Raw genomic sequence first — 12,579 nt, 5'->3', positions numbered from 1 at the left:
GATTTTCTGCCCATGATGAGAATAGGCCGTTCTGGGGTATAGGTGGGCGGGGCAGGTGTCCCCCGTCGTGAAAGATCGTTGACCGGGCGTGGAACCACGTGAATTTTGGGAGCGCAACTCACTCCTGGCTGAGGCTTTCTGCAGCAGCGACGACAAGGTGCGTCAGGCGAGGGCATTCCTGGACGAGGCACATGCCGATCGGGCGCGTACGCTCGCCGCGTTCGCCGTCACGGTCGGCAGCGACGGTGCGGTCGCAGATCTGATGGGCCTGAACGCGCGTGAGGTCCGTGTCGCCCGCAGGACCGTCGGCAAGACGGATGCCCGCACAGTCGCGGAGCACATCCTCACCCTGCGTCCCGAACACCGCGTGGCCCCAACCCCGCACGAGGACGAGTGCGTGGCACCGGACGTCGCGTTCCCCACCCCGCGTGCGGAGGCACCGGCTGCGCCGGCCCCGACTCCTGTGTGCGCACCTCCGATCGAGCAGGGTGCGCGGCCCGCCGAGGACTCGGTGATCTGGTCACCCGGCATGGACTCCGTCCTCCAGTGGAGCTGGCAGTCCGGACTGGACCTCCAGACGGTGGCCGAAGAGCTGGGTCTCAGTCCCAGGGCGCTCCTGCTGCGCGCCCAGTTCCTGGCTGCTGAGGGGCGCTTGTCGCCAAGGGCCGGAGACAGTGAGTCGGTGCAGCCCGGTCGCCACCGCCGAAACGACGACCCGCCCTACACACCGGTGCCGGACAACATCGAGAGTCTCTACTACTCACCCGCGCCGCACGGCTGGGCACACGCCTGACGGTCGCCGGCCGGCCGGCCCGGCGCCAGGCGCGGTGACACCGCCCCACCACGCGCCAAGAGACCTCCAGCAGCGCCGCGCCGGCCGCCGCGATCGCCACGGCCGTCCACGTATCGTCGTGGTCGTTCACCGGCCAGGACACGCCGCAACGTGGATCCTCCGCCTGCGCGACGCTCACATCGGAAGGCCCTGCCGCCCGGCGGGGCCTTCTCCGTGCCGGGTGGCGGCGCGCAAGATGGACGTGCCCGCAGGCGTGAGCGTGTGCAGCACGCTCGCGCCGTACCGGACGCTGGTGACAAGGCCCGCGTCGCGCAGAGCGGAGGCGTGCCTGCTGGCCGAGGACGCCGAGACACCCGCGGCACGGGCGATCTCGCCGGTCGTGGCACCGGCCGCGGCGGCGTGCAGGGCGGCGGCCCTGGCCCGCCCCAGCAGCGCGGCGAGAGGCCTCCCGGGACCGGAGCCGCCGGCGGTGCCGTCCGCGGTGTCTGACGGCTCGTGCAGCAGCGGGTACCAGAGGACGGGCGGCAGACGCGGGTCGGCCAGGCTCACGGGGGCGGTCCACGAGAAGTAGGAGGGGAACAGCGTCAGTCCCCGACCGTTCAGGTGCAGGTCCCGGTCGTCCGCAGGGTAGGTGACCTCCAGCACCGGGGCTCTCCAGCGCATCGTCGGCCCCAGGCCGGCCAGTACGTCGTCCACGCCTCCGTCGAGAAGCCTGCGGCAGCACGCCGCGCGCTCGGCCTCGACCCGCGCCTGGACCTGCTCCTTGTACGGGTCGACGACCGCCTCGTAGTACGCACGCAGGAGGCGCACGAATTCCCTACGGGTCTGCAGTTCGGCCAATTGCGGTGCCCATGAAGGAGCTCCGGAGCCCTTGTCCAGAATGGACAACTCCTTGAGGATACGGCGTGGCGGTGTTGCCAGAATTGATTCCAGCCCCTCGTCGAGATCCGGAGCATTGGCCGGAGTCAGGAAATCCGGAAAGTAGGAGGCTCTCGGGAACAGCGGCAGCAGGACGCTGCGCAGGGCGCGTTCCAGCCCCTTCTCGCGCAGTCGGCCGCGCGCCGTCCGGTACCAGCCCGCATAGGCCCATCTGCCCTTTCGCGTCTGGAGTCGATGCAGGCTGGCGGTGGTTTCCCAGAGCGGATCGGGAGCGGCCATGACCCTGGTTCTGGCCAGGTCCAGGTCGCTGAAGTGGACGCGGAGCATTCTGTTCCCCCCGGGAAGCTCGGCTTTTGCGTTCAGCCGCAACAGCATGGCCGGAGCCTGGCGAACGGGCAATTCTTTGACGTGGCAGGCGCGTCGGGCCCCACGGTCCCGAAGTGCCGTCCGTGCGAAACAGCGGAAAGGTGCCGCCGGAAGGCGGTACCGGTCAACGGGGGGCAACCAGCATGAGGCATACGTTCGCTTCCGCCTGCGCGGGTGTCGTGATCGTCGTGATCACCGCCGCCGGGTGCACGGCCGCGGCACCGGCGGGACCGGACCGCGCCCGGCGCCCGGGACCGCCGGCGGCCGGAGCCGAACCCGGGGACGAGGGCAGGGAGTTGACGGGACCCGAGCAGATCCTTGTGCAGCGTGCCGAGCAGTTGCTGGTGAAGGAGTGCATGGCGGAGTCGGGCTTCACGTACTGGGTGGGCCCGGTGCCGACGCCCGACGACCTGAAGGGCTCCGGCTATGTGCTGGCCGACACCGGCTGGGCGAAGCGGAACGGCTTCGGAAGCCGGCTCCAGCAGAAGGTGCAGGACCTCCAGCGCGACGACCCCAACCACGCGTATGCCAACGCGCTTCCGCAGAGGGACCGCGTCCGCTACAGCATGACGCTGGAAGGCGGCCCGTCGAGCGGGATGCTCACGGCCGAGCTGCCCGGCGGCGGAACCGTGCGCACCCCCCGTGACAGCTGCCGGGCCGAAGCGAAGGACAGGCTGTACGGCGACTTCGAGACGTGGTTCCGTGCCGAGAAGACCGCCACCAATCTAGAGCGGTTGTACGTGTCCGACCTGCTCGAGGACAAGCGCTTCACGGCCGCGCTCGACACCTGGTCGGCGTGCATGCGCGACATCGGGCACGACTACGACGACCCCCCGGCGGTCCGCGAGGCCCTCCCGGAACTGACCGGGCGACTGGGCCCGGACGAGGCGTTCGCCGTCGAGGTGCGGCTGGCCGTCGCGGAGGCCACGTGTGCGACCGAGACACCGCTGGCCGCGACGGCACGCACCCTCGCCGCCGAGTACCGCGCGAAAGAGTCGGCCCGGTACGGCGCGGACGTCGCGACCTACCAGCGGATGGGTCTCGTCGCCCTGGCCCGCGCCGAGGACATCACCGGCACGACGGCCTGACCACACCCGCCCGGTCCCCGGGCGTCGAAGACTTCCGCAGCTCGGCTGCGGGACATCGGAAACCACCACACAAGGAGTGATGCACCATGCGCAAGACTCTCGCCACGGCCGCGACCCTCGGTCTCGCGGGCCTCGGGGTGATCCTTCCCGCGGGCGGCGCCCAGGCAGCGTCGGCCTGCGACACCGCCTACGCCAACGCGGTCTCGGGCCGGTTCTACGCCTACAACTACGACAACTGCAGCGGCTATCTCGGCAGCACCGACAGCTGGGACTCGGACTGGGGCAACAGCACGGGGCCCTTCCAGGGCGGTGACACCAACAAGGCGCAGTCCATCCTGCACAAGGGCACGTCCGGCATGGCCGTCCAGGTCTTCAACGGAACGGGGCAGGACTGGGGCGGCGGCCACACCTGCATCAAGAAGTCCGAGTACTACATGAGCAACCTCACCGGCCACACGTTCACCAGCGGCGCCGGCGTCGACAACAACATCAGCTCCCACCGGTGGGTGTACGAATCGTCCTGCGGCAAGTTCCTGAACTCCTGACCCGCCCGGGACCAGGCCCCGCCGCCTTCGGCGGTGGGGCCTGCGCCATGCCGGGCACCTCACGCGGGGAAGCGCCGGCTCACCACTCGCCAAGAGACCTCCAGCAGCGCCGCGCCCGCCGCCGCGATCGCCACGGCCGCCCACGGCATTGTCCGGCCCACCAGCCGCAGAGCGAAGAACTCCTGGAGCCACGGCACCGACAGCACCAGCAGGAAGCCCAGCCCCATCGCCGCCACGAGACCGATGCGCCACCACGTGTACGGGCGGGCGATGATCGCGAGCACCCACATCGCGACCAGGAACAGCGTCAGTGTCGCCACACTCGTCTCGGCGGCCAGCGCGCCGGGGCCGCTGTAGTACGAGCGGGCCAGCACATACGCGCTGAACGTCGCCGCCGCCGCGATCACGCCCGCGGGGATCGCGTACCGCATCACCCTCCGTACGAAGTGCGGCTTGGCTCGTTCCTTGTTGGGCGCGAGGGCCAGGAAGAACGCAGGGACGCCGATCGTGAGGGTGGAGAGCAGCGTGAGATGGCGGGGCAGGAAGGGGTACTCGACCTGGCTGCAGACCACCAGGAGCGCCAGCAGCACCGAGTACACCGTCTTGGTCAGGAACAGGGTGGCGACGCGGGTGATGTTGCCGATGACCCGGCGGCCCTCCGCGACCACCGACGGCAGCGTCGCGAAGCTGTTGTTCAGCAGGACGATCTGTGCCACGGCCTTGGTCGCCTCGGAGCCCGACCCCATCGCCACACCGATGTCGGCGTCCTTCAGCGCCAGGACGTCGTTGACGCCGTCACCGGTCATCGCCACCGTGTGCCCGCGGGACTGGAGCGCCCCGACCATGTCGCGTTTCTGCTGCGGACTGACGCGGCCGAAGACCGCGGCCCCGTCCAGCTCCGCGCCCATCGCCTCCCGCTCCGCCGGCAGCTTGCGCGCGTCGAGCGTGCCGTCGGCGCCGGGCAGGCCGAGCTTGGCCGCGACCGCGCCCACAGCGACAGCGTTGTCTCCGGAGATGACCTTGGCCGCCACGTCCTGGTCGGCGAAGTAGCGCAGCGTCTCGGACGCGTCGGGCCGCAGGCGCTGTTCGAGGACGACCAGGGCGGCCGGGATCCGCTCCGAGGGGGCGTCCAGCGGTCCCGTGGCCCGGGCCAGCAGCAGCACCCGCAGGCCCTGCCGGTTGAGCTGGTCGACCTCGGCGAGGGACGCGTGCCCGGCGGGCAGGAGCACGTCGGGTGCGCCCAACAGCCATGTCGAGTGCCCGTCGCCGTCGCCGTCGCCGTTCGCGAAGGTGGCGCCACTGTATTTGCGGGCCGAGGAGAAGGGGAGGGTGCCGGTGCAGCGGTGGTTCCCGCCGTCGGGGTAGGCCGCGATGACGGCCTGCAGGGAGGCGTTCGGCCGCGGGTCGGTCCCGCCGAGCGCACCCAGCACCTGGCGTACGTGCACCTCGTCCGCCCCGTCCAGCGGGCGCAGCTCGGTCACGTCCATGCCGCCCTCGGTGAGCGTCCCGGTCTTGTCGAGGCAGACGACGTCGACGCGGGCCAGGCCCTCGATGGCGGGGAGTTCCTGCACCAGGCACTGTTTGCGGCCGAGCCGGATGACCCCGATCGCGAAGGCGACGGAGGTCAGCAGGACCAGCCCCTCGGGGATCATCGGCACGATCCCGCCGACCGTCCTTGCCACCGAGTCCTTGACGTTGGTGTCCTTCGCGACCAGCTGGCTGATGATCAGCCCGATCGCGGTCGGGACCATCATCCAGGTCACGTACTTCAGGATCGTGGAGATCCCGGAGCGCAGCTCGGAGTGGACGAGCGTGAAGCGGGACGCCTCCTCGGCGAGCTGCGCCGCGTAGGCCTCACGGCCCACCTTCGTGGTCGTGAACGCGCCGCCGCCCGCGACGACGAAGCTGCCGGACATCACGGGGTCGCCCGGCTGCTTGAGCACGGGGTCGGCCTCACCGGTCAGCAGCGACTCGTCGACCTCCAGGTTGTCCGCCTCCACGATCTCGCCGTCGACGACGACCTTGTCGCCGGCGCCGAGTTCGACGAGGTCGCCGAGGACGATCTCGGAGGTGGAGATCGAGGCGGCGACGCCGTCCCGCCGCACTCTCGGTTTCGCCTCGCCGATGACCGCGAGCCCGTCGAGGGTCTTCTTGGCGCGCAGCTCCTGGACGATGCCGATGCCGGTGTTGGCGATGATCACGAAGCCGAAGAGGCTGTCCTGGATCGGCGCGACGAAGAACATGACCACCCACAGGACGCCGATGATCGCGTTGAAGCGGGTGAGGACGTTGGCGCGGACGATGTCGACGGCGGAACGGGAACTGCGTACGGGTACGTCGTTGACCTCCCCGCGGGCGACCCGCTCCGCGACCTGCGCGGCCGTCAGTCCGCCCGCCTGCGGTCTCCCGCCCGGTGACCCCGGCAGCCGCCGGGGGTGTAGGGGGTCGAGTTCTGCGCCCGCGTCGATGACGGGCCCTTCCGGCTCGGGGGCGCCGGGTCCCCTGTCCGCCCGCTGCGTCATGTTCTCGACGTTACGGCCGGAGCGGTCCGTTCACCCCCGGGCGAGGCGGAAGACGGCACCACGGTCGGACGGGAATCGTCCCTGAGGACTACGGGCGACGGCGGGAGGCTTCCGGGACGGGCCGGGCGGCGACTTCGGGGTCGCCGGGGCCGGTCGTACGGGGTCAGGCGTGCGGGCCCGGCTCCTGGGGCTCGTCGCGCCCAGCCGTTTCCGCGGCCGCCGCGCGCTTGATCGCCGCGTCCCGGCCGCGCACGTACCAGATGCCGATGAGCCCGAGGCCGGCGCCGGCCAGGCAGGTCCACACCCACCAGGTCAGATCGCGGTCGTCGAACCAGCTGTAGAAGGGGACCTGGACGAGGAACATCACGAACCAGAGGAGCGTGCCGCCGACGATCGTGGAGACGATCGGGCCCTCAAGGGGTTCGGGTGCCTTGTGCCGGGGGGTCCACTTCGCCATGGCGACAGTGTAGGCGGGGGAGGGGTGGACACCGGCCGGGTGGGACGCACGGTCGGACGGGCCGTGCGCGCCAAGGGTCTACGCGCGGAGAGTAGCGATCTTTCGTTCATATGTTCATACTGAAACTGATTCCGGCTGGCTGGTTTTCCTTGTTGGAACATCCAAACCAGGCCGGTTTTCCCTTGCCCTTCCCTGTGTCGCCCCCCTTCGCGTACGACTGAGGTTCTGCATGTCCACCACGGCCACCGCCACGGTCGAATCCCCCGACCTGCCGCCCGGGCCCCAGCAGCCGGTCGGCGGCCTGGACCGCTTCTTCAGGATCTCGGAGCGCGGCTCCACGGTCGCCCGCGAGGTCCGCGGCGGCTTCGCCACCTTCTTCGCGATGGCGTACATCCTCGTGCTGAACCCGATCATTCTCGGCAGCGCCAAGGACATGTACGGACACCAGCTCGACGGCGGCCAGCTGGTCACCGCCACCGTGCTGACCGCCGCCTTCTCCACCCTCCTGATGGGTGTCATCGGCAACGTCCCGATCGCCCTCGCGGCGGGACTCGGCGTCAACACGGTCGTCGCCCTCCAGCTCGCGCCCCAGATGGCCTGGGCGGACGCCATGGGCATGGTCGTGCTCGCCGGTGTCGTGGTGATGCTGTTGGTGGCCACGGGCCTGCGCGAGCGCGTGATGAACGCCGTTCCGCTCGGCCTCCGCAAGGCCATCGCGATCGGCATCGGCCTGTTCATCATGCTCATCGGGCTGGTGGACTCGGGCTTCGTCACGCGTATCCCCGACGCCGCCCACACCACCGTCCCGCTGCAGCTGGGCACCGGCGGCCATCTGCTCGGCTGGCCGGTCCTCGTCTTCGCGCTGGGAACGCTGCTCACTCTCGCGCTGATCATCCGCAAGGTGCCGGGCGCGATCCTCATCTCGATCGTCGTGATGACGGTCGGCGCGATGATCATCCACGCCGTGGCGGACGTCGAGTCCTGGGGCCTGACCACGCCCGAGTGGCCCGGCAACCCGCTCTCGACCCCCGACTTCGGACTGCTCGGTCAGGTCAGCCTGTTCGGCGGCTTCGGGAAGGTCGGCCTGCTGACCGGCGTCCTGTTCGTCTTCACCGTGCTGCTGTCCTGCTTCTTCGACGCGATGGGCACGATCCTCGCCGTGGGCGACGAGGCCAAGCTGATGGACAAGGACGGGAACTACCCCGGCATCAACAAGGTGCTGATCGTCGACGGCATCGCCGTCGCCGCGGGCGGCGCCACGTCCTGCTCCGCCAACACCTGCTTCGTCGAGTCCACTGCCGGCGTCGGCGAGGGCGCCCGTACGGGACTGTCGTCGGTCGTCACCGGTGCGCTGTTCTCGGTGGCGCTGTTCCTGACGCCGCTCGCCACGATGGTCCCGTCCCAGGCGGCGACGCCCGCCCTGGTGGCGGTGGGCTTCCTGATCCTGGCCGGTTCCATCAAGGACATCGACTGGAGCGACTTCACGATCGCCGCCCCCGCGTTCCTGGCGATGGTGATGATGCCGTTCACGTACTCGATCACCCACGGCATCGGCATCGGCTTCATCTCTTTCACCGCCCTGCGCCTGGCTGCGGGGCGTGGGCGCGAGGTGCCGGGGGCGATGTACGCGGTCTCGGCGGTGTTCGTCTTCTACTACGCGATGCCGGCTCTCGGTCTGACCTGACCGGTCATAGGTGACCGATCAGGATCGGTCACGTAACGCCATAGAACTTCTCCGTCTCGTCGACGGCCGCCTTGAAGCGCTCGTCGAAGTCGTCGCGAATGAGCGCCCGGACCACATAGTCCTGGACGCTCATGTGCCGTTTGGCGGCGCGCTCCCGGAGCCGGTCGAGCAGATCGCCGTCCATCCGCAGGCTGAGCACTGTCGATCCCATGTGGCTCAGGGTCGCGTCAACCCGGTCGCCCGAGCGTCACTTTGCGGATGCGTCTCACTCGTATGGGTGATGCGCTCATTGGAGCCGTAACCGGCTGGTCTTTAGCCAGGGTAATGAGTTAAGCTAACAAACATGCCTGACTTGTCCCACGGTACTGACGCAGACGTCGCCGCCGTGAACTCGCTCCGCTCGGCCGTCATGCGGCTGGGCCGCCGCCTGAAGCACCAGCGCGTCGACGAATCGCTGAGTCCGACAGAGATGTCGGTGCTCGGCACCCTCGCCCTCTGCGGCTCGGCCACCCCCGGGGAGCTGGCCCGCAAGGAGCATGTCCAGCCGCCGTCCATGACCCGGATCGTCGCGCTGCTGGAAGCCAAGGGGCTGGTCCGGCTCGAGCCCCACCCGGACGACCGCCGGCAGAAGGTCGTCAGCCAGACCGAGCGCGCGGAGACCATGCTCGAAGAGTCCCGCCGCAAGCGGAACGCCTGGCTGGCAACGCTCGCCGAGGGTCTTGACGATGAGGAGTGGGCCACGCTGCGCGCGGCCGCTCCTGTCCTGGAGAAGCTCGCGCACATGCGGTGAACCGCAGATTGTCCAGCGACCGCCGACGCCGAGGAGGCGAACCCTTTTGAGTACGGGACCCGGAGCAGACTCCGCCCCCGCACCGACCGCCACCGACACCCCGCCCACCCCCAAGCAGACGATGTTCAGCTCGCTGAGGATCCGCAACTACCGGCTCTTCGCGACCGGACAGGTCGTCTCCAACACCGGCACCTGGATGCAGCGCATCGCCCAGGACTGGCTGGTGCTCAGCCTGACCGGATCGGCCTCCGCGGTCGGCATCACCATCGCGCTGCAGTTCCTGCCCATGCTTCTCTTCGGCCTGTACGGCGGGGTGCTCGCGGACCGGCTGCCCAAGCGGCTGCTGCTGCTCGCCACCCAGTCCGCGATGGGCCTCACCGGCCTGGCGCTCGCCGGTCTCACGCTCAGCGGACACGTCCAGGTCTGGCACGTCTACCTGACGGCCTTCCTGCTCGGTCTCGTCACCGTCGTCGACAACCCGGCACGGCAGTCGTTCGTCGCTGAGATGGTCGGCGCCGACCAGCTGCGCAACGCCGTCTCGCTGAACTCGGCGAACTTCCAGTCGGCGCGACTCGTCGGCCCTGCCGTGGCCGGTGTCCTGATCACCGCAGTAGGCAGCGGATACGCCTTCCTGCTCAACGGCCTCTCGTTCATCGCGCCCATCGCGGGCCTGCTGATGATGCGGACATCCGAGCTCCACAAGGTCGAGCGCGCCCCGCGCGGCAAGGGCCAGCTGCGCGAAGGCCTGCGGTACGTCGCGGGCCGGCCCGAGCTGATCTGGCCGATCGTCCTGGTCGGCTTCATCGGCACGTTCGGCTTCAACTTCCCGATCTGGCTCTCCGCGTTCGTCGACGAGGTCTTCCACGGCGACGCCGGTACGTACGGCCTGCTCAACACGCTGATGGCGGCCGGCTCCCTGGCCGGCGCCCTGCTCGCGGCCCGGCGCGGCACTTCGCGGCTGCGGCTGCTGGTCGGCGCGGCGGTGCTCTTCGGCGTGCTCGAGATCGTGACCGCGTTCGCGCCCGCGTTCTGGATCTTCGCGGTGCTGATGGTGCCGATCGGCATGTTCGGCCTGACGGTCAACGTCACGGCGAACTCGAGCGTCCAGATGGCGACGGACCCGCTGATGCGGGGCCGCGTGATGAGCCTCTTCATGATGGTCTTCACCGGCGGCACGCCCGTCGGCGCCCCGCTCGTCGGCTGGATCACGGACACCTACGGAGCCCGCATCGGCTTCGCCGCGGGCGGCGCGACGGCCGCGCTCGCGGCGATCGGCGTCGGTGTGATGCTGGCGCGGGTCGGCGGTCTGCGCCTGCGCTTCGGCTGGTACGGCGGGCACCCGCGGGTGCGGTTCGTCCCGCGCGAGGAGCTGGCTACGGCGGCGTAAGGCCCCTGCGGGGGCCGTTCCTCCCACTCGCCCTTTCCCGTGCCGGGCTCCTCCGGGACCCGGACCCGGACCCGGACCCGGGCCCGGTACCGCGCTCCGGGCGGTGCCCTCGACGCCGGACGGGCCGACGTTGCCCGGCAACTCCAGCCCGCCGCGATGAGGTGCGGGTCGGGGCCGGCCGCCACGCGGGGTGTTTCCCCACGCCGCCCATTCCGTGCCGGCGCTCGGGCAGGACCCGTGCTGGGCCTCTTCGTGGGAGGTGCCCCCCTCCACGGCCGCCGGGCCGTGGGCGGTGGCACCTTCCACGCCACCAGGCGCAAGGGAGGGCCCAGCCTCGCCGGCGTTTGAGGCGCCGGGGTGCGGGGGCGGAGCCCCCGGGGAAAACGGCCGCCGTCGGCGGAGGCCACCGGCACACTGGGCCCATGAGACTGTTCGCCGCCGTCATCCCGCCCCCACCGGCCGTCGACGAGCTCGACCGCGCTCTGGGCCCCCTCCGCGCCCTTCCCGGCGCCAAGGCACTGCGCTGGACCGGGCGGCCCGGCTGGCATTTCACGCTCGCCTTCATGGGAGAGGTCGACGACGAGCTCCTGCCCGATCTGCGGGCGCGGCTCTCGCGGGCCGCGCACCGGACGCCGGCGTTTCCGCTCCGGCTGCACCGCGGCGGGCGGTTCGGGCAGCGGGCGCTGTGGATCGGGGCGGCCGGCGGCCTCGAGCAGATGCGGCTGCTCGCCGAACGCGCGGACGCGGCCGCCCGGCGGGCCGGCGTGAGCATGGAGGAGCACCGCCGCTACCAGGCGCACCTCACCGTCGCCCGCACCCGCGAGTCCGGCGATCTGCGTCCGTACGTCGAGGCGCTGGACACCTTCGACGGCACGCCCTGGGAGGTGGATGAGCTTGCCCTCGTCCGCAGCAACCTGCCGGTCAGCGGGGTGCCGGGTGAGCGGCCCCGCTACGAGGTGGTCGAATCCTGGCCGCTGGAGGCCGCGGGTTAACCTCGTTGGGTGAACCCCAAGACCCGCAACCAGATCATGGCTGCCGTGCTGGTGCTGATGTTCGTGATCGTCATCGTGGCGGCGGCCCTCGGCTGACCTGCCTCCCGCGCTGCCCGCGCGGTGGCGGCCGTCGCCCGTCGGAACGGGCGACGGCGTGCCCACGAGGTTCTACTCGATCACCAGGCGAAGGCCTCCGGAGACCGCCCCGGGCCCGGGAGGATCTCGTCCAGGGACGCCAGGATCTCCTCGCTCAGCTCCAGATCGAGCGCGCGCAGCGCCGAGTCCAGCTGCTCCTGGGTGCGCGGGCCGACGATCGGGCCGGTGACGCCGGGCCGGGTCAGCAGCCACGCCAGGGCGACCTCGCCGGGCTCCAGGCCGTGCTTGTCGAGCAGGTCCTCGTACGCCTGGACCTGCTCGCGCACCTTGGTGTTCTCCAGGGCGCTCGCGCTGCGACCGTCCCTGCGCCGCTTGCCCTCGGCCTCCTTCTTCAGCACGCCGCCGAGCAGTCCGCCGTGCAGCGGCGACCAGGGGATGACCCCGAGGCCGTACTCCTGCGCGGCCGGGATGACCTCCATCTCGGCGCGGCGCTCGGCCAGGTTGTACAGGCACTGCTCGCTGACCAGGCCGTAGGACCCGAGGCGGCGGGCGGTCTCGTTGGTCTGGGCGATCTTCCAGCCGGGGAAGTTGGAGGAGCCCGCATAGAGGATCTTGCCCTGCTGGATCAGGACGTCGATCGCCTGCCAGATCTCCTCGACCGGCGTGTCCCGGTCGATGTGGTGGAACTGGTACAGGTCGATGTAGTCGGTCCGCAGCCGCTTGAGCGAAGCGTCCACCGCACGGCGGATGTTCAGGGCGGAGAGCTTGTCGTGGTTGGGCCAGGCCTCGCCGTCGGTGCCCATGTTCGCGTACACCTTGGTGGCGAGCACGACCTTGTCGCGGCGGCTCTCGCCCTTGGCGAACCAGCTGCCGATGATCTCTTCCGTGCGGCCCTTGTTCTCACCCCAGCCGTAGACGTTGGCCATGTCGAACAATCCATTTTGAGTCACGCCCGCAGGGGCCTAGCGTCAATCCCCAAG

At 70.4% G+C, this 12,579-nt stretch carries 12 protein-coding genes; 7 read left to right on the top strand and 5 right to left on the bottom strand.

What is annotated here, in order from left to right; genetic code table 11:
* Window positions 1–88: 88 nt before the first annotated feature.
* The gene (locus tag ACZ4SA_RS04460) at window positions 89–793 is read left to right on the top strand and encodes a hypothetical protein (RefSeq protein ID WP_468269702.1); all 705 of its coding nucleotides are present in this window, start codon (window positions 89–91) and stop codon (window positions 791–793) included.
* A gap of 174 nt (window positions 794–967) precedes the next feature.
* Here ACZ4SA_RS04460 and ACZ4SA_RS04455 read toward each other — a convergent pair whose 3' ends face one another.
* Window positions 968–1,999, bottom strand: a complete 1,032-nt coding sequence (locus ACZ4SA_RS04455) for a helix-turn-helix domain-containing protein (protein ID WP_468269700.1) — start codon at window positions 1,997–1,999, stop codon at window positions 968–970.
* Between the two features lie 182 nt (window positions 2,000–2,181).
* Here ACZ4SA_RS04455 and ACZ4SA_RS04450 point away from each other — a divergent pair, with 182 nt between their 5' ends.
* Both ACZ4SA_RS04450 and ACZ4SA_RS04445 read left to right on the top strand, forming a co-directional pair.
* Complete coding sequence (locus tag ACZ4SA_RS04450) at window positions 2,182–3,126, top strand: hypothetical protein (RefSeq protein WP_468269698.1); 945 nt, start codon at window positions 2,182–2,184, stop codon at window positions 3,124–3,126.
* An 86-nt stretch (window positions 3,127–3,212) separates the two neighbouring features.
* Complete coding sequence (locus tag ACZ4SA_RS04445; protein ID WP_468269696.1) at window positions 3,213–3,671, top strand: hypothetical protein; 459 nt, start codon at window positions 3,213–3,215, stop codon at window positions 3,669–3,671.
* A 59-nt stretch (window positions 3,672–3,730) separates the two neighbouring features.
* Here the strand turns inward: ACZ4SA_RS04445 and ACZ4SA_RS04440 are convergent, their stop codons facing one another.
* Together ACZ4SA_RS04440 and ACZ4SA_RS04435 are read right to left on the bottom strand one after the other, a co-directional pair.
* Window positions 3,731–6,193 carry an HAD-IC family P-type ATPase gene (locus tag ACZ4SA_RS04440; protein ID WP_468269694.1) on the bottom strand — a complete coding sequence of 821 codons (2,463 nt, stop codon included), beginning with the start codon at window positions 6,191–6,193 and terminating at the stop codon, window positions 3,731–3,733.
* 163 nt (window positions 6,194–6,356) lie between these two features.
* Window positions 6,357–6,650, bottom strand: a complete 294-nt coding sequence (locus ACZ4SA_RS04435; RefSeq protein ID WP_468269692.1) for a DUF2530 domain-containing protein — start codon at window positions 6,648–6,650, stop codon at window positions 6,357–6,359.
* Window positions 6,651–6,879: 229 nt separating this feature from the next.
* On the opposite strand from ACZ4SA_RS04435, the gene ACZ4SA_RS04430 reads away from it, so the two are divergent.
* Complete coding sequence (locus ACZ4SA_RS04430; RefSeq protein ID WP_468269690.1) at window positions 6,880–8,334, top strand: NCS2 family permease; 1,455 nt, start codon at window positions 6,880–6,882, stop codon at window positions 8,332–8,334.
* A 28-nt stretch (window positions 8,335–8,362) separates the two neighbouring features.
* On the opposite strand, the gene ACZ4SA_RS04425 is transcribed toward ACZ4SA_RS04430, so the two are convergent.
* A complete protein-coding gene (locus ACZ4SA_RS04425) occupies window positions 8,363–8,545 on the bottom strand; it encodes a ribbon-helix-helix protein, CopG family (RefSeq protein ID WP_468269688.1) in 183 nt (60 codons plus the stop codon).
* A 132-nt stretch (window positions 8,546–8,677) separates the two neighbouring features.
* On the opposite strand from ACZ4SA_RS04425, the gene ACZ4SA_RS04420 reads away from it, so the two are divergent.
* The 3 genes from ACZ4SA_RS04420 to thpR all read left to right on the top strand — a co-directional run bounded on the left by ACZ4SA_RS04420 (window position 8,678) and on the right by thpR (window position 11,503).
* Complete coding sequence (locus tag ACZ4SA_RS04420; protein ID WP_468269686.1) at window positions 8,678–9,124, top strand: MarR family winged helix-turn-helix transcriptional regulator; 447 nt, start codon at window positions 8,678–8,680, stop codon at window positions 9,122–9,124.
* 46 nt (window positions 9,125–9,170) lie between these two features.
* On the top strand, window positions 9,171–10,511 hold the full coding sequence (locus tag ACZ4SA_RS04415) for an MFS transporter (RefSeq protein WP_468269683.1): 1,341 nt from the start codon (window positions 9,171–9,173) through the stop codon (window positions 10,509–10,511).
* 422 nt (window positions 10,512–10,933) lie between these two features.
* Window positions 10,934–11,503, top strand: a complete 570-nt coding sequence (gene thpR / locus ACZ4SA_RS04410) for an RNA 2',3'-cyclic phosphodiesterase (protein WP_468269681.1) — start codon at window positions 10,934–10,936, stop codon at window positions 11,501–11,503.
* 176 nt (window positions 11,504–11,679) lie between these two features.
* Here thpR and ACZ4SA_RS04405 read toward each other — a convergent pair whose 3' ends face one another.
* Window positions 11,680–12,549: an aldo/keto reductase gene (locus tag ACZ4SA_RS04405; protein ID WP_468269679.1), complete on the bottom strand. Its 870-nt coding sequence runs from the start codon at window positions 12,547–12,549 to the stop codon at window positions 11,680–11,682.
* Window positions 12,550–12,579: the final 30 nt, after the last annotated feature.

It is taken from the genome of Streptomyces sp. NPDC027962 (assembly GCF_055566095.1).
This window is presented reverse-complemented; position numbering and strand designations above follow the sequence as displayed.